Annotated in this window: 19 protein-coding genes; 3 read left to right on the top strand and 16 right to left on the bottom strand. The window is 49.4% G+C overall.

The window, feature by feature from the left end; all coding sequences use genetic code 11:
- Positions 1–19: 19 nt before the first annotated feature.
- The 15 genes from NSU14_RS06465 to NSU14_RS06395 form a co-directional block, all read right to left on the bottom strand.
- Positions 20–985 carry an ABC transporter permease gene (locus tag NSU14_RS06465; protein ID WP_042139033.1) on the bottom strand — a complete coding sequence of 322 codons (966 nt, stop codon included), beginning with the start codon at positions 983–985 and terminating at the stop codon, positions 20–22.
- A gap of 623 nt (positions 986–1,608) precedes the next feature.
- Entirely contained in the window at positions 1,609–3,825 is a 2,217-nt protein-coding gene (locus NSU14_RS06460) for a helix-turn-helix domain-containing protein (RefSeq protein WP_340943608.1), read from the bottom strand.
- Positions 3,826–5,008: 1,183 nt separating this feature from the next.
- Positions 5,009–6,478, bottom strand: coding sequence for a sucrose phosphorylase (gene gtfA, locus NSU14_RS06455; RefSeq protein ID WP_340943606.1), 1,470 nt, complete (start codon positions 6,476–6,478; stop codon positions 5,009–5,011).
- 13 nt (positions 6,479–6,491) lie between these two features.
- Positions 6,492–7,454: a carbohydrate kinase family protein gene (locus NSU14_RS06450; RefSeq protein ID WP_340943603.1), complete on the bottom strand. Its 963-nt coding sequence runs from the start codon at positions 7,452–7,454 to the stop codon at positions 6,492–6,494.
- Between the two features lie 32 nt (positions 7,455–7,486).
- The gene (locus NSU14_RS06445; RefSeq protein WP_340943601.1) at positions 7,487–8,341 is read right to left on the bottom strand and encodes an AraC family transcriptional regulator; all 855 of its coding nucleotides are present in this window, start codon (positions 8,339–8,341) and stop codon (positions 7,487–7,489) included.
- 152 nt (positions 8,342–8,493) lie between these two features.
- Positions 8,494–9,606, bottom strand: coding sequence for a sialidase family protein (locus NSU14_RS06440; protein ID WP_042141464.1), 1,113 nt, complete (start codon positions 9,604–9,606; stop codon positions 8,494–8,496).
- Between the two features lie 87 nt (positions 9,607–9,693).
- Entirely contained in the window at positions 9,694–10,569 is an 876-nt protein-coding gene (locus tag NSU14_RS06435; protein WP_052421997.1) for a carbohydrate ABC transporter permease, read from the bottom strand.
- A 12-nt stretch (positions 10,570–10,581) separates the two neighbouring features.
- Complete coding sequence (locus tag NSU14_RS06430; protein ID WP_218639446.1) at positions 10,582–11,475, bottom strand: ABC transporter permease; 894 nt, start codon at positions 11,473–11,475, stop codon at positions 10,582–10,584.
- A gap of 155 nt (positions 11,476–11,630) precedes the next feature.
- Positions 11,631–13,202, bottom strand: coding sequence for an extracellular solute-binding protein (locus NSU14_RS06425; protein ID WP_042139039.1), 1,572 nt, complete (start codon positions 13,200–13,202; stop codon positions 11,631–11,633).
- Between the two features lie 183 nt (positions 13,203–13,385).
- A complete protein-coding gene (dapA, locus tag NSU14_RS06420) occupies positions 13,386–14,303 on the bottom strand; it encodes a 4-hydroxy-tetrahydrodipicolinate synthase (RefSeq protein WP_340943594.1) in 918 nt (305 codons plus the stop codon).
- A 52-nt stretch (positions 14,304–14,355) separates the two neighbouring features.
- Positions 14,356–15,360, bottom strand: a complete 1,005-nt coding sequence (gene pdxA / locus NSU14_RS06415) for a 4-hydroxythreonine-4-phosphate dehydrogenase PdxA (protein ID WP_340948905.1) — start codon at positions 15,358–15,360, stop codon at positions 14,356–14,358.
- A gap of 4 nt (positions 15,361–15,364) precedes the next feature.
- Positions 15,365–16,729: a four-carbon acid sugar kinase family protein gene (locus tag NSU14_RS06410; RefSeq protein WP_340943592.1), complete on the bottom strand. Its 1,365-nt coding sequence runs from the start codon at positions 16,727–16,729 to the stop codon at positions 15,365–15,367.
- A gap of 72 nt (positions 16,730–16,801) precedes the next feature.
- On the bottom strand, positions 16,802–18,553 hold the full coding sequence (locus tag NSU14_RS06405) for a PrpR N-terminal domain-containing protein (protein ID WP_340943589.1): 1,752 nt from the start codon (positions 18,551–18,553) through the stop codon (positions 16,802–16,804).
- A gap of 74 nt (positions 18,554–18,627) precedes the next feature.
- Positions 18,628–19,788: an iron-containing alcohol dehydrogenase gene (locus tag NSU14_RS06400; RefSeq protein ID WP_340943587.1), complete on the bottom strand. Its 1,161-nt coding sequence runs from the start codon at positions 19,786–19,788 to the stop codon at positions 18,628–18,630.
- 241 nt (positions 19,789–20,029) lie between these two features.
- Positions 20,030–20,695: a TetR/AcrR family transcriptional regulator gene (locus tag NSU14_RS06395; protein ID WP_042139044.1), complete on the bottom strand. Its 666-nt coding sequence runs from the start codon at positions 20,693–20,695 to the stop codon at positions 20,030–20,032.
- A gap of 158 nt (positions 20,696–20,853) precedes the next feature.
- Between NSU14_RS06395 and NSU14_RS06390 the strand changes: the two genes are divergently transcribed.
- Entirely contained in the window at positions 20,854–21,807 is a 954-nt protein-coding gene (locus NSU14_RS06390; protein ID WP_340943584.1) for an aldo/keto reductase, read from the top strand.
- A 193-nt stretch (positions 21,808–22,000) separates the two neighbouring features.
- Here the strand turns inward: NSU14_RS06390 and NSU14_RS06385 are convergent, their stop codons facing one another.
- The gene (locus tag NSU14_RS06385) at positions 22,001–22,687 is read right to left on the bottom strand and encodes a hypothetical protein (protein ID WP_340943581.1); all 687 of its coding nucleotides are present in this window, start codon (positions 22,685–22,687) and stop codon (positions 22,001–22,003) included.
- A gap of 196 nt (positions 22,688–22,883) precedes the next feature.
- Between NSU14_RS06385 and NSU14_RS06380 the strand changes: the two genes are divergently transcribed.
- Both NSU14_RS06380 and NSU14_RS06375 read left to right on the top strand, forming a co-directional pair.
- Positions 22,884–23,639, top strand: coding sequence for a LytR/AlgR family response regulator transcription factor (locus NSU14_RS06380; protein ID WP_336103282.1), 756 nt, complete (start codon positions 22,884–22,886; stop codon positions 23,637–23,639).
- The gene (locus tag NSU14_RS06375; RefSeq protein ID WP_340943576.1) at positions 23,626–24,924 is read left to right on the top strand and encodes an ATP-binding protein; all 1,299 of its coding nucleotides are present in this window, start codon (positions 23,626–23,628) and stop codon (positions 24,922–24,924) included. Before NSU14_RS06380 ends, NSU14_RS06375 begins: the two co-directional genes overlap by 14 nt.
- Positions 24,925–24,943 lie beyond the last annotated feature (19 nt).

Below are 24,943 nucleotides of genomic sequence, written 5' to 3'. Positions count from 1 at the left end.
CCTGGTGCTCCTTTCAAAATTAGAATAATCCGTCCTGCCCCAGCTTCTTCGAGATATAATTGGTGAACAGCACCAGCATAAAAGCGATCACATTCTTAAATAGCCCTACCGCAGTCGTCAGGCTGAATTGAAAATTCTGCAGACCTACCCGGTAGACATACGTGTCCAGAATATCAGCTACTTCGTAGGTTGCGGGTGAGTACAGGTTCAATATCTGGTCGAAGCCTGCATCGAGAATTCCGCCCATCCGCAGGATAAGCATCAGCACAATAACGGGCAGGATGGACGGCAGCGTGATTTTGAGGGTCTGCTTCCACCTGCTTGCCCCATCCATGACAGCCGCTTCATATAAATCGGGGGAAACTCCCGTCAGTGCGGCCAGATAGATGATCGTTCCCCAGCCTACTTCCTTCCAGATCGCCGAGGTCACCAGTGTAAATCTGAAATAATGGGGATCACCAAGAAAATAGATCGGGTCCAGACCGACCAATGTAATAAGATAGTTCACCACTCCAGTGGATGGAGAGAGCAAGGTGATCAGAATCCCGCCCAGAATGACCCAGGAGAAGAAATGGGGCAGATAGGTAAGCGATTGGGCGATCTTCTTAAACTTGGACGACCGGATTTCATTAATCATCAGCGCAAGAATGATCGGCGCGGGGAAACCGAATACAATATGATAGATACTGATGACAACCGTATTCTCCAGAATTTTGAAGAAGTCAGGCGATTGCAGGAACAGAAATTTGAAATGCTTCAGTCCGACCCAGGGGCTCCCCCAGATCCCATCCATAATCCGGAAATCCTTGAATGCCAGCTGAATTCCATACAAAGGCGAGTATGCGAATACGGCGTACCAGATCAGTACGGGTGTAAGTAATAGAAAGAGATACCTGCATTTTTTATATTCTTTCCATACTGCTGCAATCTTTGAGGTTTTCCTCCCGGCCTGGGTTTTCCCGTCCGAAGTGACTAGCGAGGTCATTACAGTTGCTCCTTTCCAAAATAGACAAGCTCGGTATATTCATCATGTGCCGCTCACAAATGTAAGTTTAGATTTATGGAAGCGCTTTTTCTAGTTCAACTTCATTCAATTCCTTATACTTTCTTTCGTTTTACCGCCTGCAGAAGTTCAATTATTTAAGCGGTTATCCACTTTAGGCCGAAATATGAACAAATCAGCGCCACTTTCTTATGAATAATAGCCGCTACTCAAAATGCTGAAGCGCTACCTCCCCTTATGAAATTAAGTGGTAAAACGTATCTTATTTTTGCTATTTTAGTATCGTTGAGATTATTAATTGGATAAACGTATCTTAATTTCGTATATTTCTCCTACTCTTGTCTATTTCCCTAATATTAAGTGCTCTTTTTCCACTTGCTGTTTGACATTGCCTCCTTCGCCCTTTAGCAAGTGTAGAATATCCATCTATTTTTCAGCTGCCGCGGTATCTCGACTCCCGTAGGTGTCTTCCCACGCCGTATAAGCCGCTTCTTCACCGTTATCCTCACCTTTTCAAACTGCATCATTTCCTATACAAACAAAAAACCTTCATTGGCGTGAAGGTTCGGGATAATTAATATTTAAGGCTGGCGTTGCTAGGACATTCAATTCTCCAAAGTGATCCAATCCGCATGGTCCTTATGCGATTTCCGGTATTGGACAGGGGTAACGCCGTACCGGGCTTTGAATTTGCTGTGAAAATATTGCGGATTACGGTAGCCGACCTGCTCGGCAATTACCGCGATAGACAGCCGCGAATCGGCAATCAGCAGCTCGGCGGCCTTCTCCAGCCTCAGCTTCGTTACATATTCGGTGAACGGGGTTTTGGTGACTTCACTGAATAGGGTGGAGATATAAGCCGGTGCCAGCGAGACTTCCCTCGACAGAATCTGCAGCGATAAATCCTCATGCAGGTGACTGGATATGAAAGCTTGTAACGTACGGATGACCTCCGCATGGGCATGATTGCCTTCAGCATTCATCAGTTCTGTAATTTCTGTACACAGCTTCCGGATGCTTGTCATCGTTTCGTACAGGGTATCCTTCTTCAGCTCCTCAAACAGATTGGAATACGGAAGCAGATGCTGCAGCTTCAGCTCAATCACACATTGGTACAGCTGGGCAATCAGCTGGAGCACGGCCAGCTCTGCGGCATCAATCTGCACCTCCTCTTTATGCAGCGCAGAGACAAAGGTATCGAGGAAATCATTCACTCCCTTAAGGTCCCCTGCCTTCAGTGCATTGCTGTAATGCTCAAAATTGAAGAACATAGGCTCCGCATTCAGGGACTGCGTCTTGTGAAATGAAATAACCGTGTGCCTGCCGTAGATAAAATGATACCGGCTGGCCTGCTGCGCCGTCTGGTAGGAATCCGGGATGTCCTCAGCAGAGTGCACCTTCCGTCCGATGGCCGCCTGAAAGGTGAAGCCCTCGCCGGATATCCGCTGCAGCCCCTGCAGATCATTGATAAGGAAGGACGGGTCAAATCCATGCTCCTGCTCCAGGTAGTAAAGAATGACCGCCTCTCTTGCATTGAGCGAGATGAATTCTCCCGGAAGCGTGCTGTAGAGCTCATACCTGGCTTTCAACCCCTCCGGCTCCCCTGCGGTAAGCTGAAGGTATGCTGCGCAATAAGCGGTATCGGGCAGTACTCTTTCCTGAGGCTCCTCACTCTGGCTGACCCCCAGCAGCAGGTTGATAAGCTCACTTTTCCTCGCCTGGGATTCCAGATCCACGATCTTGTCTTTCATTAAGGAAAAGGTATCCCCGATAATCATATACTCATTCCCGCGGGAGAGATGAGAATGGGCTGGCTGGAAGCTGCCGATCTTGGCCATCAGCTGTTTGATAGGAATATAGAGCTGTTTGGAGAATAGGAACGAGATAAGTAGTCCGAACAGAATAATGACGGCCGAGGCCGTATACAGCCCTGTTTTTAGATGCTCGGTGAAGAGTTCTACGGTGTTGGTTGGCCGGTACATCGCATAGGTCCATTGATGAGCCGAATGAACGGATGGAAGCTGTGATAAGACTCCCGGCACTCCGCCCTCCTTAATCCTTCTTTCCTGGGCAGATCCCGAACCAAGCGCTTCCTGCAAAAGCTCATCGATTCTGCTGTTCTCCCCGCCGGCTGAGAACAGCACATGATCCGCTCCATCCAACACCAGCAGCTTATCTTCCGGAGAACTAAGCATCGGAGCCACAACGGTCTGCAGATAGTTCACGCCTACATCGATGATGAAATACCCCGCAGCCTTCACACTCGGCAGTTGATAAGGAAGCTTAATCACATAGCTGATAACCTGCTCACCGTTTGCGTTGGTCCGGACTGTCCATTTTTTCAAAGGCATATGGGCCAGTTTCCAGTAGAATCCCGATTCCAGCGAATTGGCCGTTTTCATATAAAACTTGTCTGCATCCACCACATAATCATTCCCTGGGAAATATACCGCCACATTGGTGACACCCGTATTCTCCACCTTGAAGAACTCCAGATCATTATTAAAGGAAGCCGCCCGGCTCAGATTCCCCTTCCAGCCCCCATACAGCAGCTGGCTCAGGTTGGCGTTGCTTTGGATAAAATTGATGGACAAGGCCTTGTTCTGCAGGTTATCCTCATATTTTTTGAGCAGTGTCTGTTCAATAAACGTCTGAACGGCATTCAGCCGGGTGACACTGTCCTTGGCGATTTCCTGATCCATCATACGGTTGGCCTGGGTATACCAGTAGCCGCCCATCGTGCTGATTAGAACAACAGAAAGAATGGTATAGGATAAAACCAGGTGATTGAATATGGTTTTTTTATAACCGTATTTGTTCATGCTGCTCCCCCTTTTCTCTGTATACCTGCTTACTTTTTGGCATCCGCTAAATAAAACGCTTTCATAAATAACCTCCAATAACCTCTAAGGAAGCAAGCATCCTGCTCTCTTCATGATACCAGCTTTTTAAATTTCTTTACTATTATAAAATCTTTCGATTTATTCATTTTATTTGCGAAAACGGGCCATTCTGCGAATAAGCTATCAGGTGAAACATATAACTTCTTATATTTCAAGAATAAAATCGCCCGGAGGGCGAATCAAGTGGCACATCAAAAGTAAATTAACTATCCGGTGAGATCAGAAGGATTTATCCCTTTGTTTTTCCCGTACAGCCAATGTTCAAAGGAATCAAAGGAATTCATACCCCATTTGGCTCCACTACCCTATCATTGGCAAATTGTATTCGATTTTTCGCATACATTCGGCTCATCTGCCCTATCATTGGCACATTGTATTCGGTTTTTCGCATACATTTGGCTCATCTGCCCTATCATTGGCACATTGTATTCGGTTTTTCGCATACATTTGGCTGCGCTACCCTATCATTGGCATATTGTATTCGGTTTTTCGCATACATTTGGCTCATCTGCCCTATCATTGGCACATTGTATTCGGTTTTTCGCATACATTTGGCTCCACTACCCTATCATTGGCACATTGTATTCGGTCTTTCGCATACATTTGGCTCCACTACCCTATCATTGGCAAATTGTATTCAGTTTTTCGCATACATTTGGCTCATCTTCCTATCATTGGCAAATTGTATTCAGTTTTTCGCATACATTTGGCTCATCTGCCCTATCATTGGCAAATTGTATTCGGTTTTTCGCATACATTTGGCTCATCTGCCTATCATTGGCACATTGTATTCGGTTTTTCGCATACATTTGGCTCATCTGCCTATCATTGGCACATTGTATTCGGTTTTTCGCATACATTTGGCTCATCTGCCCTATCATTGGCACATTGTATTCGGTTTTTCGCATACATTTGGCTCATCTGCCCTATCATTGGCAAATTGTATTCAGTTTTTCGCATACATTTGGCATGAAAGTTATCCACAACAGACGAATATCATAATTTCCTATATAACAAAAAAAGCGGTCTCTGACTGCACTTCCCTGTCAGACACCGCTTTACTATTTGATCATGCTATACCTCAAACCTCAAACCTCAAACCTCAAACCTCAAACTGAACACTCGACCCTTCCGGTCCCGCATAATCGATGACCGTCCGGTTAATGGCCAGATCAATATGCAGTGTGCAGCGCAGATCTCCCTTGGTCCACTGCAGCCGGACCTCATGACTTGCCGATTCCAGCACGCGGAATTCACCGTTAAACGCGCCGTATTCGTTGCGGAATCGGATCAGCGCAAGGAGACGCTGGACTACGCCCCTGCCAAGCGCCTGCTCAATCTCGTCTATACTGAAGTTATGACGGTTAATCTCCCGCCCTTCTCCTGTGCGGCGAACCGCTTCGTCATCGTTCTCTCCGGCCAGAAGTCCGGCGTAATACACCTGCGGGATGCCGGGAGCGAAGAACTGGATGGCACGGGCTGCCAGATAAGCGTCATCATCGCTGTTCAGCACGGAGTAGTAGGAGCAGCGGATCTGGTGTACATCGAATCCGTCCTCGGCCTTATGACCCTCAGAGACAATCAGGCTCAGATTGGCGCCGCGTTCAAGGCAAGCATCGACCAGCTTACGTGCTTCCTTCGTGTCGATCAATCCGTCGAGATCTGGCTTGACGGGGATACCGTCATGACAGTCCAGCATCGTGAACTGCTTCGCAGGGCGCGTAGTCAGGTATTCCTTCAGCGCTTCCGCATTTTTGTTGACAAGGGTATCAAGGATGCGGTAAGGCAGAATGAAATCATAGATCCAGAACCCGCGCTCCGCCAGTTTATATTGAATGCTGTAGTGGGAATGAACCTCCGGCAGCAACTCGATATCCAGCGAATCGGCCAGCTCCCTGATCCAGTCCAGGAACCCGTAGATCTCAGGCTCAACGAAGAAGCAGCTTGTACCCAGCTTCTTGATGATGTAACCTACAGCATCCAGCCGCACAATCTTTACGCCGTTGTTACGGAAATTCCCGAAGATATCCGTCAGCAGCTGCTTCACCTTATCCGAATGTATATCGAGGTCGATTTGTTCTGAAGGGTCGGTTTTGCCGAAGGTCGTCCATACCTTCTCCTCTTCACCCGTCTCTCCGATCGTGAACGTGGAATAGGGCAAGGGGCGGCGGAGAAACATTTTGCCGATATCGGCCTGCACAGGCTGTCCGTCTGCCCAGACCTTGTCGAGTGTCAGGAACAAATCTGCGTACGGCGAGCGTCTTCCCTGTCTCAGGAAATCCTGGAAATACTCAGACTGCCGGGAAATATGATTAACCATCACATCCAGCAGCACATCATGCTTCGACCCAATCCTCTTAATATCTTCCCAGGAGCCAAAGGCAGGCTCAATCTCAAAATAAGTAAGCGGAGCAAAGCCCCGGTCTCCCGAGGAGGGAAACGGGGGAAGGATATGAATGCCGCCCTTGAAAATATCTGAAAAATGTTCCTCCAGCACATGGTTTAGGGTCTGCAGGTTCCCGCCCAGCGAGTCGGGATACGTAATCAGCTGCACTTGATTGTGAATTGCCATAGCTCTCGCCCTCCTAGATTTGATACTTCGTCTTGAATGTCTCAAGTTCCGGCAGCTCTACGACTGCCCCTGTATATTGCAGCTTGTACGCGCTGACTGCCAGTCCGAACTCCAGCGCTTTGCGGACCGGATAGCCCTTGATCAGCGCCGTGTACAAGCCGGACCAGAAGGCATCCCCTGCCCCTGTCGTATCTGTCACCTGTGTAGCCAGCGTACCCATCTTCACCGTTTCCTGCCCGTTTGAGGCGATTACACCATCTTTGCCCAATGTCAGAATGACCAGCTTCACGCCCAGGTCCAGGAATTTCTGCAGCTGATTCTCCGGGGTATCTTTCCCGAACAGCCGCTCGGCATCGTCTTCCGAAGGCTTGACGATATCCACTTGCGGAAGGATCGTTTGTATATACTTAACCCCGTCCTCCCCTTTCTCCCATAGTGCCGGATGGTAATTAGGATCGAAGCAGACCAGAACCCCGTTCCGGCGCGCATCCCGGATCACTTGTTCTACCGCTGATCTCACCGGCTGTCTGGACAGGGGCCAGCAGGAAAAATGGATAATCTTCGTCCGCAGCAGGGCTGAGCGCAGCTCCTCGGTGTAGGTGAGGCGGTAATCAGCTCCCCGGTAGAAGATCGGGACCGGCGTGGACTTGCTCTTGGTCACGACCACCAGGCTGGTTGCTTCGTGTACATGCTGTACGCAGCTTGTATCCATCCCCGCTCTCTGCAAATGCTCTACCAGAAACAGCCCAAGCCCATCCGTCCCCACCGCAGACGCCACTAACGGGCGGATGCCCAGCCGCTTGGTATTCATGGCGATATTGGCCGGCGAGCCTCCGAAATATCTGTGGTACCTGCTGTACTCATAGGAATCACTGTACCCCTCCGATATCATGTCTACCAGCAATTCCCCGACCGTTAAAAGATCCAAGTCCTTCTCCTTCTCATTAAACTTCAGGCTATGCTCAAAATCAAACATGGGTATTCCCCCATTCATCTATAAATATGGCTTTAGTTCAACAACCCCTGGTTGTGTTTCTTATAGGACATGGGAGAGACTCCCGTTACATTCTTAAACATCTTGGAGAAGTAGAGTGAATCCGTGATCCCAACGGAAGCCGAAATTTCCTGAATGTTAAGGTCGGTCTTCTGCAGCAGCATTTTGGCATTCTGGATGCGGATTTTGCTGATATATTCCGGGATAGACATTCCAGTGATCCGCTTAAAGTAACGGGAGAGGTAGGAACGGCTATAGTTGACGTGCTTGCACAGCATATCCACATCAATATGCATGTAGTAGTTCTGCTCGATGAACAGAACAGCCTGCTGTACCACGCTTTCGGAGCCGGTCCGCAGGCCGGCCTCGCCGTAATGCTTTGCCCCCTGCTCAACCAGGTGGAAAATATGCAGCAGATAGCTAATGCACAGCAGCTGCCCGTTCCCCGCTTCCGGAAGCTCCTGGATCAGCAGCAGCATTTTGTTAATAATGGTATGTGTTGCAATTCCTTCCAGACTGCAGTGATTAATATCGAGCCCCATCAGATTCAGATAATAGGGAATATGCTGGCCGCCAAAGGAGACCCACATAATCTCCCACGGGTCCTCGGGGTCGGCATAATAGAAATGCTTTTCTCTGGGAATCAGGATAAACATGTCTCCCTGGTTCTGCATTTTGTTGACATGATCGCCTTGGGTTAAATAGCCCTTGCCGCTGAGGACAAACACCATTTTATAAGTCTCCAGGACGCGAGGGCCTACGACATGGTCTTTGCCGCATTTCCGGTGGCCGGCCCAGGTTATATAGGCAGACTGCTCCATTTGCGTTTTGGCCGGTGTGTAAAAATGCTGTACAATATGCTCTTCCATTTCTGCTTCACCTCAATGAAGTTGCCGTAATTTAGGTCTCTCACTGTACCGCACCGCTTTTTCTTTGTCAACCGGCCCAACTGGAAACAGCACTGCCGTCCTTTCATATTTAAAAGAGCCCCGTAAAGGGGCTCAGCCCGGCAGCATTCCGGTTACTCGGCACCGGTAACCCACTGCTCCGTGAAGGAGATAAATTTCATCGTGCGGCGGTTGCCGAAGGAATATGCTGCATGCAGACTTCCATCCTCCGCCTGCATGATGCATGGATATTCGTAGCGGCGGTTGCGGATTAAATTTTTGTGGCCGCTGAAGCCCTCACCTGTCTCCACATGACGGCGGTACGGCCACGTTCTGCCCTCATCCTCTGAAATGGCTACAGTAACAGGACAGCGTTCAAACGGCCAGACGGTAATATCCGGCTTGTCATTGAAGCGCAGATCATTGTAAATGATGGCGAGCTTGCCGCTCGCAAGCTTGATGGCGGAGATGCTGGAGTTGTTGTTCGGCAGCTCGGTGCGTACCGGTTCCGTCCAGGTCTCCCCGTTGTCATCCGATTTGGCAAAGTAAATATAGTCTGCCGCGCGGCTGCGGAAGAGCCCGATCAGCTTCCCTGGCGCCATCTCGATCACGTTGCAGTGCACACGGCCGCGGCTGCCGGGAACCTCGACGCTGCGCCAGGTCGCGCCTTCATCGTCGGAGATGTTCATGACCGTAATATCGCTGCCGTTGCGGGTATCATCATTGAAACAGATCCAGTTCTCGAAGATCCATCTTCCGCTGGAGAGAATCTGAATTTTCTGGCGGCAGAATGAGCCTTCACGCGGGAACATAACCTCCGCCTCCCCCCAGGTATACCCGTTGTCCCTGGAAACCTTGCGGTAAATCTTGGAGGTGTACTGCAGATTGAACTCCGGCGGCTCATCGGCGGTACGGGCCCGCTGGGCCGTGTACATCACCCACAGCTCACCGTTTGGATGAAGAAACAGGGACGGATTCTGCTCGCTGAAGCCGTTATCGTCAGAAATTCTCACAGCGGGTGTCCAGGCATCCGCCCCGGCGTTCAGACGGGACATCACGATGCTGACATCCGGGTTGCCTTCATCCGAGCCGGCAAACCAGACGCAGAGCAGATCGCCGCCGGGCAGCTCCTGCAGGTCACAGGCATGGCTTGTTTCGAAATCACAGGGCAATAGGGATTCCGCCAAGCCGAGGCGGCGGTTGAAATACAGCTTTCCGTCTTCAGTAAGGTCATTTAATTCAATCATTGGATTATTTAACATAATGCACTCCTTTAGATAAAATATAATAATTCATAGGTTTCACTCGATAATATATCCTTCTCTATTAGTGGCTTATTTCACGGAGCCAAGCAGAATCCCTTTCTTGAAGTACTTCTGCACAAACGGATAGATCAGCACAATCGGCACCATCGCTACGAAGATGGCCGCTGCCTTCAGGTTGCCGGGGTTCAGCATAATGCCGTCCTGGATAATCGTGCGGAAGGCCGTATTGGAATCGCCCGAGCTGATGACAAGTCTTTTCAGCATAACCTGAATCGTCTGCAGGTTCGGATTTTGCAGGTAAATAAGCGGCATCAGATACTGGTTCCAGATAAATACGGCATAGAAGACGCCGATTGTGGCCAGAATCGGTTTGGAAATGGGAAGAAAGACACGGCTCATAACCTGAAAATCGTTGGCGCCGTCGATTTTGGCTGCTTCCTCAAGCTCTGTTGGCAGACCATCCAGGAAGGTCTTGGTAATAATCAGAAATTGTACATTGATCGCATTGGGAATAATCATTACCAGCCAATTGTCCACAAAACCAAGCTTATTCAAGACAATGTAGGCCGGAATAATTCCCGCTTCAAATACCCAGGTGAACACGAACAGGCTCATGATCAGAAAGCGGCCCTTAATTTGCTTGCGGGACAACACATAGGCCGTCATATACGTCAGCATAAGCGCAACAACTGTACCAATCGCCGTATAGATGCCCGAATTCAGCAGCCCGCGGAAAATGCCAAGACTGGAATTCGTCAAAATATATTGATAAGCTTCAAAGTTAGGGTTCTTCGGAAAGAACACGACGTCTCCTGAGGCGATGCTTCTTCCGTCACTGATAGAGAGAAAGAATATATACAGGAAAGGATACGTGCAGACAAGAGCGATCAATAGCAGAAAAATATTATTGCAGATGTCGAACAGACTGATCTTTGTTCTCATCATCCTTCTCCTTTCTCAGAATAGCCGTGTATCGGAATATTTAGTGGACAGCTTGTTGGTTCCGACAACCAGAACGTAAGCAACAAGCGATTTCAGCAGATTGACTGCCGTGCCGTAGCTGTATTCCGGGAATCCTGTGCTGGCAAAGGCCAGGCGGTATACATAAGTCTGAATAACATCAGCCGTCTCATAGACGCTTTGATTGTACATAAGCAAAATCCGGTCCAGATCGACCGTGAAAATGTTGCCGACGCTGATAATCAGCATAATGGCAAGCGTTGGCTTCAAGGAAGGTAGCGTGATGTGAAACATTTGCTGAAAGCGGCTGGCACCATCCAGTGAAGCGGATTCATAGACGGATGGATCAATAGCTGCCATTGCTGCAATATACACGATTGCCGAATAGCCGAAGGTCTGCCATACCTGGAGCAGTACATAATTGCTGCGGAACCATCCCGGTTCAGCCATAAAGTAGATGGTGTCCAGGCCAAAACGGGCCAGAATATCGTTAACCAGGCCGGTCGAAGGCGAGAGCAGCGTGTACAGAATGCTGACCATAACGGCCGAAGAGATGAAATAAGGCAAGAAGCTCAGGGATTGCACGCTTCCTTTAATCCAGCGGACCCGCACCTCGTTCAGCAGCAAGGCGAACAGAATCGGAATGGGAAACGTGAATAGCAGGGAATAGAAAGCGAGAATGAGCGTATTTTTGACTAGGGTCCATATATACGGGTCTTCAAAGATTCGCTGAAAATGCTCCAGACCGACAAACGGACTGCCCAGCACCCCTCGAAAAGCGCTGAAATCCTGAAAAGCGATAATCATCCCGCCCAGCGGAGCCAGTTTGAACAATACCAGGCTGATCAAACCGGGCAAAAGCATGAGCAGCAGGAGCTTGTTCGTATTCATATAGGCGAGAAAACGGCGCATCCCCGTTTTTCGGGGAAGAGGCGTCATTCTGTCACTTGTTATCACTTTCTCCACCACCCATTTGATCTGAATTTGTACCCTGTATTTAGGTGCCGCGCCTTCCGGGGGGGGGAAGGCGCGGCCGGTGCTGTTGTTTACTTGTACATGGCGTCGTACGCTTCTTGCTGTAGGGCTACAATCTTCTTATACCCTGCTGTTTCCATTTCACCGAGGAAGGCATCCCATTCGCTCATTGGGCGTTTGCCGTTGACGAATTCCGTCACCCCTGCGGTAACCGCCTCATTGACCTTGGCGGAAAGATCAGCCAATTGTTTAGCCTGATCAGCCGAGTATGTCACCTGTACACCGGTTTTCAGACTTTCGTCTGTGAACAGCTCCAGTGCAGCATTGCGTACAAGCTCGGTATTCCAGGAGTAGAATGCGTCGTTGTCAATCGGCTTGACGAAGGTGAGACGGTCGTTAAGGAAAGACCAGCGCGGTTCTCCTGCGGGCGTTGCTTCCTGCTCCGTGAAGTCCACCGTATACTGCTTATTTCCGCCCTCATCTTTATAGCTTTCCCCTTCAACGCCCCATGAAACCAGCGTCTGGCCTTCATCGGAATAGAGATAGTCCAGGAATTTGATAATCGTCTCTGCTTTGTCTTTACTGTCTGCGTTAATAACCATCGCTCTTAGGGTGTTGTATTGGGTTTCCGTTGTCTGCACGGAAGGATTTCCGTTCAGGTCCTTCAGATAAGGCAGGATGGCAATCTTGTAGTCCGGATCGTTGTCCGGTCCTCCATTATCCATGAACCAGGATGGACGGGTCAGGTAGTCATAGCTGATGGAGCCTTGTCCTGTCAGCATTTTGGATTCCCAGCTTTCCTCCGTGCCGGAGCCTGCCACCCATTCAGGGTCGATCAAGCCTTCGCTGTAAAGGGTTTTATACCACTCCACCATTTTCTTGTATCCGTCGGAATACAGGTCAGTGCCTGTTTTGCCGTTGCCGTACACCCCTCTGGATATGCCGTCATCGTAATTCGCGGCTGCATTGAACGCGCTCTGGAAGCGGATATAGCCTTCACGGCCGACCATCGGATAGTAATTCTTATCCTCCTTGCCGTAATACGCTTTCAATTTGCGCATCGCATCGGTCAGCTGGTCAATCGTCTGCGGAGCCTCGGTAATGCCGGCCTTCTCGAAATGATCGGCGCGGTAGAAGATGAAGTCTGCAAAACGCGGAGCTTCGGCAACCAGTCCGAATATTTGTCCGTCCTTATCGGTAATCAACGTTTTGTAACTGGGGTTCTTCTCGATATAGCTCTTGATATTAGGCCCGAACTCTTCAATATAAGGAGCCAGGTCGACAAACGCGCCTTGGGCACCGTATACGGTAGCCTGTGAAACGGAAACAATACCTGAATCAGGGAAGGTACGGCTAATAATTTTCTGGTCCACGGAAGCGTAATACTCATCATCGTTAGAGCCGCCGGGAACAAATTCAACGGTCGTGCCTGTTGCCGTTTCCACATGCGGATACCACTTGTCTTCCTTCAGCCAGTTGATAAATTTATCATGCATCAAATAAGAAAAGCTGCTGCTTCCTTCCGCCCCGCTGTTGCCGTTGTTAGCGGTATTCGTTTTTGTATTTTGTGAGCAGCCGGCCAGCACAGACCCTGAAGCAAGCAGAGCAGCAAAGACTAAATAAAACGCTTTCTTTTTTCTCATTATTAGTTCCCCCTCGAAGTGTAATTTGAAATACTAAGAGTGTCTTCAGAAGTAGTATCTCATGACCCAAGTATAAAATTAATGCAAAAATAGCTATACCTCATGGAAAATTGCGCACAAAACCTTTTTTGTGCTACTGATTTTTAATAGGAGTTGCAATTTGCAATACAATAGGCCGAAAAATTACAATAACCCTCTCGCTGTATAATCGGCCACCATACGGCGCACCTCCTCCAAGGCCTGGGGGGTGAGCGGAGCTACCGGCCGCCGGGCCGGACCTGCCGGCAAGCCGATTTCATCCAGCACAGCTTTCAGCACGGAAGGCAGGGTACCCAGCGCAAAGGCTGCCCGCAAATCGCGGAGGACACGCTGCGCCTGCTCTGCCTGCTCATATTCACCGCGGCGCCAATGCTCATAAATGGCCACCACTGTCGCCGGGAAAATATTGGCCGTTGCTGCAATAGCCCCGGTGCCGCCCGCCATCAGCGTGGACAAAATCAGCGAATCCGTTCCGGCAAGCACGGAGAAGGATTCAGGTGTGCGGTCGATCAGCTGCAGAATGTTATCGAAGCTGCCGCTGCTGTCCTTGATGCCAACCACATTCGGCAATTCCGCAAGCCTGGCCACAGTCTGCACACTGAGGGTATTGCCTGTACGGACCGGAATCGTATACAACACAAGGGGCAGCGATGTATCCCCTGCTACGGCTTCAAAATGGTATTGCAGCTCAGCCTGCGTATAGGTAAGAAAATAAGGGGTAATCACGGAAAGTGCGTCCGCTCCCGCCTGCTCCAGTCTTTGCGCCAGACGGCTGGTCTCGCCTGTTCCGGAACAGCCTGCACCTGCATATACGGGCACACGGCCGCGGGCCTCATCAATGACGATTTGCGCAACCTCCAGCTTTTCTTCAAAAGAAAGATTAAAGAATTCGCCGTTGGTCCCCAGGCAAAACAGCCCGTGTACTCCGGCATCAATGTAACGGTTCACCATCTTCCGCAGTGCCTTCTCGTCAATCTCCTCCCGCTGATCCAGCGGAGTGACCATCGCAGGTATAATTCCCTTCACTTCCAGCATGATTCCCAGTCCCTTCCTGTTATTCATTCAGATTCATTCAGATCTATTTCAAGCGCAAACCTTCCCGGTATGTTGATGCTTAAACCGTCTGCTTCGGGGCCAGTTCAACAGCCGAACGGATCGCCTCCAGCATGCTTTTCTCATCCGCAATGCCTTTTCCCGCAATATCAAACGCTGTGCCGTGATCAACAGAGGTACGGATAATCCCGCCCTTCAAACCAACGGTAATATTAACGCCGTCCTCTATGCCCAGCACCTTAATGGGCGCATGTCCCTGATCGTGGTAGCAGGCGACAACAATATCAAAGTCTCCCCGCATGGCCCTGTAAAAAAGGGTGTCCGCCGGAGCAGGACCATATACATCCATTCCTTCCATCCGTGCTTTCTCTACGGCCGGAAGCAGCTTCTCTTCTTCCTCTCCGTTTCCGAACAAGCCGTTCTCCCCTGCATGGGGATTGATGCCGCACAGGGCAATCCGCGGGTTATTATTCCCTGCTGCCCGCAGCACCTGATCCGCGAGCTTCAGCACCTTATACGTCCGTTCCGGCGTAATCAACTCCACAGCCTTGATCAGCCCGACATGGGTCGTCAGGTGAATAACCTTGAGGCGGCCGGTGGACAGCATCATCGAGAAATCCTCCGTCTCTGTCAGCTTGGCCAGAATTTCGGTGTGTCCGGGATAGAGATGCCCTCCCTTATGCAGCGCCTCCTTATTCAGCGGTGCGGTACAGATGGCCTGAACTTCACCGGACTTCGCCAGCTCAACAGCCTTGGCAATATAATGGAAGGCGGCATTTCCCGCCGCTGCGGACAATTGCCCGAAAGGAACGGCATCCGGCAGAAGCTTCAGGCTGATGCAATCAATAATCCCATGCTGGAAAAGCGCCTCAGCGGCTCCTTCTATCGGGCGAATCTTCATTGCATCCAGGCTGGAGACGGCAGCCGCCCTCTCCAGTGTTTCGGTGTCACCGACAACGAGCGGGCGGCACACCTCATAAATATCTGGATGCGATAACGCCTTCACAATAATCTCAGGACCAATACCGGCCGCGTCCCCCATAGTAATGGCAATAATCGGCTTCATCATGTCACACCTCTCTCTGCAGAGCCTTCACGGAGCGTACCAGTACCTGATCGCTTCCGAAAGCCCCCGCTTTCGTAATGATATATCTGCCCGATTCACCCGGCGTCCGCCCAAGCGGGACTCCGTTCTCCACCTCATTAATGAGCTTGATCTCCACGTCGCTTAAATGGTGGCAGACCTGCTTCGCGGTATCGCCTCCGGTCAGTACCATATGGCGGATACCGCACTCGGCGATAATCTCAGCAGCCACCCGGCCAAGCGCCGCGCTGATGCGCTCGCCCACTTCCGTAGCACTCAGGCCACCGGTGCGCCCAAGCTCAGTGACACGGTCGACCTCTTCCGGATTGCCCGGCGTATAGAGCGCCACATGCCTTCCCTCCCGGGAGATGAGACCGGTTGCAAGCTCACGGACCCGGTTCAATTCCACAGCGCATGTCCCCGGGAAGAGCAGCTTATCCGATTCAACCACGAGAGCAGAGACACCGTCTTCTTTGACCAGCTCGGTCAGCTGTCGGCGCGACCACGGATTGACGCTGCCCACGACAATAAGCACACATTTCGGATCTGAATACAAGGTATTTTCCCAGTGTGTTGCCTGTCTTTTGTCCGGCCTCTCCAGTATAGCACCAGCTCCCGCTTGCTTCGGGGCTTCCCTGATGCTGCAGAGAATCTGCGTTGTCAAGGCGCCGGCCAAACCCGCTGAACCGGCCCATACCACTTTCGGACATCCCGGTCCTCCGGGGAACAAGGAAGCGATCAAGGCCAGATCCTCTTCCTGCTCCGCATCGAACACAAGGTAAGGAATGCCTGACTGGAGGCAGCCGGCAATCCGCTTATCCAGCGCAGCCCGCCCGCCTCTCAGCAGTTCCAGCGGAATAAGGGCGGCCGGATAACGGCTTTGCCGCTCAAGAATGGCAGAGAAAGCAGATTCCGTGGCCGGATGCTTGGGATCATGGGCCATCTCCGTCTCGTGCAGCGGCATCCCGTTCACATACACAACTCCTTCTGTCAGCGTGCGTCCTACCTTCGGGAAAGCCGGGGCAATAACAATGAAATCAGGCTGCAGCGTCTCATAAACCGCGTCCAGCTCACTGCCGATATTTCCGCGCAGCGTAGAATCAAACTTCTTATAGATGACAGGAGAGGTAGCTTCTCCGCCGCGCCCCAGAAACAGACATACATCCTTGACTCTCTGATAAGCCTCCTGCGGAGGAAGAGAGCGGCTGTCGGTATCAAACACAACCGCCTCCTGTTTCCCGCCGCCCGTCTTAAGCTCCAGGAGTACAGAAGTGGACAGGCCCTGACGGGCCATTTGCACCCCCGTATCATTCGCCCCGGTCAAGTCATCCGCGATGACGGCGATGTTCATTTCCTAACCCCCTCCATACAACAGCAATTACACATATACAGCAGAACGCTGCTCCAGGGAGCAGCCGCCCTGTCAATCCTCTTTTAATTTGCGCCACAGCGTTGAGCGGTTGATGCCAAGCCGCTTGGCGGCCAGCGACTGGTTCATATTCTCCTGCTCCAGAACCGTCTGGATGATATCCCGTTCAATGTCCTCCAGCGGCTGATACAGGTTCAGTTCTTCCCTGCCGGGCACCGGGGTAAGTCCGCTGCGTGCCTTCCGGCTTCCTTCCTCCAGCAGCACCAGCGCCTCTGGTTCAATGAACGGCCCCGCTGATGCCGTTACAAAGAGATCCATCACCGTGCGCAATTCGGTAAAATTACCCTGCCACGGATGCGCGAGAAGCACCTCCATGACCTCGCTCCGGATACCGGCAATCTGCTTGCCCTGGCGTTCATTCGTCCAGATCAGGCAGGCGCGGATGCTGCGTTCCAGCCACGGCGTATCCCGCAGGGCCGGAAGCGGGATTCTCCGGTCCTGTAAGCTGCGCAGCAGCTTGCCGGCCAGCCGGTCCTCAGCAGCGAGCACCTCCGGATCCCTGTCGAACAGAAATACCGTCTTCATCTTACGCTTGATAATGAACTCAGCCAGCTCTCTCTGCTGCTTGGCAGAGAGCAATTCCGCTCCTTCTATGGCAGTAACGCGCCCGCCGCCGTACAGCATCAGCTCCATCATGGCCTTCAGCACCTCTTCCGATGATCTCCGGATATTGAGGTACAGAATGCCGTCCCTTGATTCGGAGAGGGCGGCGTTGATAACGTACCGCTTGCGCCCGCTGCCCTTTTCGCCATATACAGCTGCAGGATAAGCCTGAAAGTCCGTCTCCAGCCCGCCGTCTTCCCGGTGGGAGAAAAAAGGGGCTGCCGTCAGAAGGTAACTGGCCGCAAGACCGCTGCGTTCCGGTTCTTCCTCCGATGAATGCAGCATATACAGCAGGCGTTCATCCGCGGCAGGCAGCATTTGCGCCTGTAGGTACAAGCCCTGCTCCGGTTCATAAACGGATGTCACCGTGTCAAAGTCTGCCCCCCGGCCGGCGTCCCTGAGCATTTCCCGCAGACCGGGATACATGGTATACATCGTATCTGCTGTTTCAGGAAGCCGCAGAAGCTGCTTGAACGAAGGATTGGCAAACTCCAGCTTGCCGCCTTGATCCACCGCCGCATACCCGTCTTCCAGCTTACCGAGCATGGCTTCATACATTTCATTCTTGACCTTCAGCTTCCGGGCTGATTTATAGAGCTGTCCGGCCCGCGAGAACGCTTCCATTAATGACTCCCTGCCGGAGGTAATTAATACGCCCTGCAGACCGCTTTCAGCCGCGATCTTGACCGTAATGCTGTCGCCAATGATAACCTGGATGCCTCTCGCTTTGGCGTCTGCCAGGGCAGCACTGACTTCCTGCTCCTGATGGATAACCGTGTATGAAATATCAACCTCCATCAAGCTGGACACGGACATAAAGCCTTCGATGATATTGGGAAATCCGATCATTTCACATTTGGCATTGTATCCCTGTACCAGCGTCAGGATCCGTAATATGTCGAATCCGGAAACGGGAATTTCCACAACGGGCAGATAGGAATGCTTTTGCAGCAGCTTTGCCGTCCCGCCTCTGCTGATAATGATATCGTAGCCTTCCGAGTGAATGCGGCCGATCAGCGGCAGCACCCTCGACAGATCTCCATGCTCCACTACAATCTCAAACTCCTGCAGCTCATTCTGTAAGCTTAACGTTAATTCAGATAACCCCGGGTAAGGAGCAATGACAATCGCTTTAATTTTCATGCAGCTATTCATCCTTGTTTTTTTAATGCCATTATAACCCAGCCACCGTTCATTAAGCAGCATCAAACCATTTCTTAGTGAAACAGCTTGCCGTATACCGCACCGATGTCATCCAGCGTCATCACCTTCGGGTTGTTAGCCATCAGCCGGGTAACCTGCGAGGCCGCGAGTGAAAGCCCGGGAATATCGCCGCGCGCAGCTCCGAAGAGTGTCAAATCCTGAGGAATGCTCATCTCCTGCGTCCACAGCCGGATTTGCCCGATCACCTGCTCCGCATCCCGCTGTTTTCCCTCTCCGGTCTGAAGCCCCATCGCTCCGGCTACAAGAGCCAGCCGTTCCACAATCGCATCGAAATTAAATTCCATTACATGCGGCAAAAGCATGGAATTGGCTACTCCGTGAGGCACATGAAATTTCCCGCCAATCGGATAAGCCAAGGCATGTACAGCTGCCGTTCCGGCGCAGGTCAATGCCATTCCGCCGTACATGGAACCGATCAGCATATCCTCCCGCGCTTTTCTGTCGTCTCCGTGGTGATAGGCCTGCAGGATACTGGCAGAAATGCTGCGGATGGATTCAAGTGCGAACATGTCGCTGAACCGGTTGGCCTTGTTGGAAATAAATGATTCAAGCGCATGAGTATAGGCATCCATTCCTGTCGCGGCTGTAATATCACGAGGTAAACCAAGCGTCAACAGCGGGTCCAGAATGACTAATGCCGGGAGCAGATACCGGCTGACAACACCGATCTTCAGCTCCTCCTCCGGTAAAGTCACAATAGCGTTGGGTGTCACTTCCGAGCCTGTGCCCGAGGTGGTGGGAATCAGGACCGTCGGAATGCCCGGATTCGGGATCAGATCCGTCCCCAGCATGTCACGGACAGAGAGGCTGTTGGTTTTCATGACAGACAGAAGCTTGACAACATCCAGCACACTGCCTCCGCCGATACCTATAATCGCATCGCAGGGAACTTCGGCTATTGCGCCAGAGAGCGCTTCCAATTGGGCGATGGTCGGTTCTGGCTGAACATCGGTATTCCAGTGCACGTCGATTCCGCCGCTCTTCAGGCGGTTTGTAACTTCATCCAGCGTGCCGCTGCTTTGAAGAAAGGGCTGGGATACAAGCAGTACCGATTTCAGAGATCCCAGTCTTTGCAGATGCTCCACAATCCGCTCCAAGGAGCCGCAGCCCGCGATAATGCTGCGGGCCGTTTGAAAGAAATACTGTTCCATCATATCTTCTCCTCTGGATATCTTGATACATCGTATTCGAATTTAGTATAGCATATCGTTGCAATAATTCAACATTTAATTGGTTATATAAAGTTTAAATAAAATATCGTTGCTTTTTGCAACATTTTAAAGCGAAAATGACGAATACAAAGCTTACTGTGTGATCCATTAAACAAGAAAACCCGCGGAGTACTCCGCGGGGATCACACAAGCAATTTTTTTTGAGAAGAGGATTTAGTGAAGGTTAAAAAAGGTTTTTGGTCACTTTTTGAGTTAAATGTTCTATTTTCGGCATCAACACTTCATCATCAATTGCTGTCAGCTTTTCGGGCTTAAACAACTGAATCCTCTTTAATTGAAAATAATCATATAAAACTTGTTGAACCGTGAATTGATTGGTCATCAGATATTTAACATCGAACATCCCTCTTAGAATTTCATCCTGCTTTATTAAGAGCCTGCCGTTAAGTTGATTGAAAACCCCTTTTTGTTTACCTTCCTCAAAGAAAGCCAGTATCTTCTCTTCTCGCTCCCTCATAGCTTCATTAAAGCGATCAAATAAATCAGGGTAACTGGTTTCGAGGTCCTGAAGGATAATATCCGAGAAATAAACGACTAGAGATATGGTTTGTTCAAATATTTGCAAAAAGCGAGTGCCGAAACTTTGAACCGAATCCAAAGGATTGTGGGTCAGTTCCTTCATGTATTCAATAAAACCATCTACGATGAACTCGACAATTTCTTCCTTGGTTGAGAAATACTTATATAAAGTTACTCGGCTTATCTCCATTACTCTAGAAATTTCGTCCATCCGAACGGACTGAAGGCCATTTTTTCGTAAATAAGGAAGCAGCTTATTCATAAGCTTAACTCGTGTTTCGTTTTTTTTATCTGATATCTGGCTATTCACATAAAGCCCCCCTTACCTTTATTATAACCGGAATCCCGCTTTCGTCACAAACATTATTTTCAAATTATACAAAAATGATTAAAAGTGTTTACTTTGTAAATTTCTTTATGCTAAGATGTAACTCGAAGCTAAAACATATAAAAAGCGAGGTAACTAATATGAAAACGCAAAAGCTCGGTCACAGCGATATTGCCGTTTCTTCTATTGGATTGGGTATGATGGGCATGTCCCCCGGCATGTATGGCACCATTGATGATGAGGAGTCCATTAAAACCATTCATCGGGCGCTTGATCTCGGGGTAACCTTGCTTGATACTGCGGATACATATGGCAACGGCCATAATGAGGAGCTATTAGGAAAAGCGTTGAAGGGACGAAGAGAACAGGCAATTGTCGCTACCAAGTTCTCGTATGGTCCAAATTGGGAATTCATCGGAGGACACCCGGACTATGTAAAGAAAGCTATTGACGAAAGCCTTCGACGTCTTGGTCTCGATTATATCGACCTGTATTATCAACATGCGGTAGATCCTAATGTTCCAATTGAGGAGACAGTTGGTGCTATGGCTGAATTAGTTAAAGCAGGTAAAGTACGTTATCTTGGTCTTTCTAATGGCCTAAATGGATCAGTTATTAGTGCATCTACACTTCGTAAAGCGCATGAAGTACACCCTATTTCCGCAGTCCAATCGGAATACTCCATTTGGAGCCGGGAAATTGAAGAAGAAGCTCTACCTACCGTAAAAGAATTAGGAATCACCCTTGTAGCTTACAGTCCTCTAAGCAGAGGCTTTATTACGGGGGAACGTCATATGAATGAGAACTTCCAAGCTGATGATATGCGCAATCTTTTTACACGTTACAAAGGTGAGAACTTCCAAAAGAATATTAAAATCGTTGATAAACTAGCGGAAATCGCCAAAGAAAAGAACTGTACGGTACCTCAACTAGCAATTGCATGGACAGTAGAAAGAGGCACATTGCCGATTCCTGGTACGAAACGCCGTAAATATTTGGAGGATAATATCAAGGCACTTGATATTCATCTTACGTCTGATGATTTTGCCCGTATTGATGCTGTTAGTCCAAATGCGTTTGGTGGTCGTTATTAATGTAAGCTCAAACAGCCCTCATCTTGGTGTCAAGGTGTGGGCTGTTTGAGCTTACCGCGTTTACCTCAAGGAGACTACGAGACTTCTCTCAGTTATCTGCACCTTCTATTCCATCCATCCTGACCTAGGACTTTGCCTGCAAGCCCTTCGGATTCTTCCTCATGGAAGACACCCTGACTATCCGGGCAACCTTTTAATTTCTTTCAAGTGTCGCCAGGGAAACCATTGCCCAGGGAGAAAACTTATTGGACAATGCGCCTTTAGGATTGTGTATCCGGAAAAGAAAGGCTTCCCCCGCCTGATTCTTCCATACCATATAATCTACTACTCCTTTATCGCCAGTAGCCTGCAAATACAATTCTGCAAACCCGAGCGGATGTTCAACCAATTCCCCGCTATAATCTTTGGCACTGCCTGTAGCGGAAAGCTCAGTTTCACCTTGTTGCTTCAGCGCAGTGAGATCGTATTCAGAAGCCAAACTTTCAATTTCCGCATAGTAGGCCGGGTCCTCGGTAAGTGATAAACGGTTAGTCTGTGCATTCAATATGAAATCCCCAGTGATATATAGGGAATAGCCATCACCTTGCTCCAGTGTAGCTGTTTGCCCGCTAACCCCTCCCTCCTGTTCACCGAATTCCCGGGTCTCTGGCCGTTCAGAGGGCTGAGGATCAGTAGGGTCAGGAGCTGCGGACGCTGGTGCCTCCGTGGCGGAGGGAGTGGCCGAAGGTACTGGAGTGGCTGTAGCTTCAATAACTGGCGTAGTCGCTATACTTGTTGCTGTTGGCTCTGTCTCATTTGCAACTTCATTGTTGCTGCATGCGCCTAAAATTGAGGCGGATAGAATAATAGTGGCAGCTGCCGTAAATAATTGTTTGTTCATTGTATACCTCCTCTATCTGGATAATAGTTATTACCCAAAACCTGCAATCCCTCCCCCCAGAGCCCCCGGTCCGACTGCATTCCAAGGATTCCAATTTGCATTTGATCCCCATAGTTGTTTGTTCTCATTAAAAATGCTATATACTGTTGTGAATCTATTTATAGGTCATTGCGCCGGAACGAAAGGGGTAGCATTCATGTATAGAGTTGCAATATGCGATGATGAGGAGAAGCAGCGGGAGCTTGTTAAGAGAACTCTGATAGGCTTATCCATCAAGACAAATATAGAATTCCAGATGGAGTTATTCCACTCGGGAGAGCAGCTGGCCGCTCATTATGAGCGTGGCGAAGTGCCCTTCCATATTCTAATTCTTGACGTGGAGATGGGCGGAATGAATGGGATTCAGACGGCACGGAGAATCCGCGAGCTGAAGCACTTTGATGAACAGATTATTTTCCTTACCAGCTACCCTCAATATATGGTGGAGAGCTTCGATGTCATCACATTCCAGTATTTAATCAAACCGGTAGCGCCTCTCCTCCTGGAAGAGAAGATCACCAAGCTATGCCAATATTTTCAGGCCCAAGATAAGAAATTCATGGTCATTAAATCCGGTTATGATGAAGTTGTATTAAGATATGATGATATTATTGCGATTGAGGTTGCCAAAAGCCTAACGATAAAAAGCAAGCTGCATGTGATCACCAAAGCCCAAATCTATGAGAGCAAGGGCATTATTGCAGATTATGCCGCAGCTCTAAAAGACAGTAACTTCCTGCACATCCACCGTTCGATTATTATCAACCTGCTGCATGTGAAGAAGTTCGCCAGCGGCTCCGTTCTCATGTCGAATGGGATGGAGCTTCCTATAGGCCGGTCCAAGATCAAAGAGGTTAAAGATTACTACACCAAATATATGATCATGAAGGGTAATTCGTATGATTCTATATAACCTGCCGATAGTCCTCTGTGTGCTGCTGGTGATGTGCTTTCAAACCAACTTTTTCTTCAATTCCGTCTTTGACAAGTCTGCCAGGAAGACTAACCGTATCGTTTACTTCATCATTTACGGATTGCTTTGTTTCATGTATCTAGTCATACCGATGAATTCCTATATAGCCTCTTGTGTCGCATTGCTGATGATCTTTGGTTTGGCTCAATCCTATGATGTGGAGATCAAGACCAAGGTCATTTTTTCTATCCTGTATGCGGTTTTGATGACGATGGTCAGTTTTATCTCGCTTTATATTTTCTCAAGTCTAGATTCCATAGATTTCACTACCCTGGATTCGGGTAACGGGCAGGACCGGCTGACCTTTACGAAGGCATTAATCCTTAGCTGTGTGATTATGTTTGCTGTTATTCAGGTGATCAGATTCATTTCCAAACGCAGAAGCTTCTCTTTGCCTTACCGTTACTATATTTTCTTCTTGATCGTCCCCCTGATCAGTATCTATCAGATCAATGTGCTTACTGTCACCAGTGAGAAAAACATCTATTATTTCATGGCGATCATCGGATTCCTGTTCCTGAATGTGATGGTCGTCTATATTTTCGATACGATTATTGATAAATTTCAATTCATGCATGAGAATGCACAGTTGCAGCACCAGATGAACTATCAGGATGCGAACTATGAGAAAACAGTGCACAGCTTCAAATCCATTAAGCGGATTATTCACGACACCCACCAGCAGTTTCTCTACATTGAAGAGTGTATTAAACGTAATGATTCAGCGGCGGCACTGGAGCATATCAGGGTTACCTTAAATAAAGTCGAGGATTCCTATCAGCGGGTGAACACCGGACATCTCGTTATAGATGCTCTGGTCACGAATACCCTTAATATTGGACAGGCCAACGGAATTAGAATAGATACCAGGCTTCAGCTCTATTCGCTGGAAGTAAATATTGACCGTTATGACCTTTGTGTCGTTCTTGGCAATATGCTGGATAATGCGATAGAAGCCTCTAAGAAGGTTAAGGTGGCAGAGGACCGGTACATGCTCATCCAGCTTCATTCGAATGAATCTGCGCTGTTCATCCACATCCTTAATCATATGGACAAAGTGACCGCCCCCCTGCACAGCCAGAAGCCGGACCCGGAGTATCATGGCATCGGCTTAACCAATATAGCCAGAATATGCGATAAGTACGGCGGCAACATGACCATCGAGTCCGGACATAAAGTCTTTAACAATATGGTCGTCCTCCCCTTTCACACAGACAATCCTTAGACAAAACCATTGTTTAGGG

Source organism: Paenibacillus sp. FSL R10-2771 (assembly GCF_038000205.1).
Taxonomy (GTDB): Bacteria; Bacillota; Bacilli; order Paenibacillales; family Paenibacillaceae; genus Paenibacillus_AQ; species Paenibacillus_AQ phytohabitans.
Note: the sequence above shows the minus strand (reverse complement) of the source record. Positions and strands in the feature narration are given on the sequence as shown.

Bases quoted from the DNA above. Each gene is read 5' to 3' on its own strand.
- NSU14_RS06465 (WP_042139033.1), bottom strand. From the start codon at position 985: ATGACCTCGCTAGTCACTTCGGACGGGAAAACCCAGGCCGGGAGGAAA.
- NSU14_RS06460 (WP_340943608.1), bottom strand. From the start codon at position 3,825: ATGAACAAATACGGTTATAAAAAAACCATATTCAATCACCTGGTTTTA.
- gtfA (WP_340943606.1), bottom strand. From the start codon at position 6,478: ATGGCAATTCACAATCAAGTGCAGCTGATTACGTATCCCGACTCGCTG.
- NSU14_RS06450 (WP_340943603.1), bottom strand. From the start codon at position 7,454: ATGTTTGATTTTGAGCATAGCCTGAAGTTTAATGAGAAGGAGAAGGAC.
- NSU14_RS06445 (WP_340943601.1), bottom strand. From the start codon at position 8,341: ATGGAAGAGCATATTGTACAGCATTTTTACACACCGGCCAAAACGCAA.
- NSU14_RS06440 (WP_042141464.1), bottom strand. From the start codon at position 9,606: ATGATTGAATTAAATGACCTTACTGAAGACGGAAAGCTGTATTTCAAC.
- NSU14_RS06435 (WP_052421997.1), bottom strand. From the start codon at position 10,569: ATGATGAGAACAAAGATCAGTCTGTTCGACATCTGCAATAATATTTTT.
- NSU14_RS06430 (WP_218639446.1), bottom strand. From the start codon at position 11,475: ATGAATACGAACAAGCTCCTGCTGCTCATGCTTTTGCCCGGTTTGATC.
- NSU14_RS06425 (WP_042139039.1), bottom strand. From the start codon at position 13,202: ATGAGAAAAAAGAAAGCGTTTTATTTAGTCTTTGCTGCTCTGCTTGCT.
- dapA (WP_340943594.1), bottom strand. From the start codon at position 14,303: ATGAATAACAGGAAGGGACTGGGAATCATGCTGGAAGTGAAGGGAATT.
- pdxA (WP_340948905.1), bottom strand. From the start codon at position 15,360: ATGAAGCCGATTATTGCCATTACTATGGGGGACGCGGCCGGTATTGGT.
- NSU14_RS06410 (WP_340943592.1), bottom strand. From the start codon at position 16,729: ATGAACATCGCCGTCATCGCGGATGACTTGACCGGGGCGAATGATACG.
- NSU14_RS06405 (WP_340943589.1), bottom strand. From the start codon at position 18,553: ATGAAAATTAAAGCGATTGTCATTGCTCCTTACCCGGGGTTATCTGAA.
- NSU14_RS06400 (WP_340943587.1), bottom strand. From the start codon at position 19,788: ATGATGGAACAGTATTTCTTTCAAACGGCCCGCAGCATTATCGCGGGC.
- NSU14_RS06390 (WP_340943584.1), top strand. From the start codon at position 20,854: ATGAAAACGCAAAAGCTCGGTCACAGCGATATTGCCGTTTCTTCTATT.
- NSU14_RS06385 (WP_340943581.1), bottom strand. From the start codon at position 22,687: ATGAACAAACAATTATTTACGGCAGCTGCCACTATTATTCTATCCGCC.
- NSU14_RS06380 (WP_336103282.1), top strand. From the start codon at position 22,884: ATGTATAGAGTTGCAATATGCGATGATGAGGAGAAGCAGCGGGAGCTT.
- NSU14_RS06375 (WP_340943576.1), top strand. From the start codon at position 23,626: ATGATTCTATATAACCTGCCGATAGTCCTCTGTGTGCTGCTGGTGATG.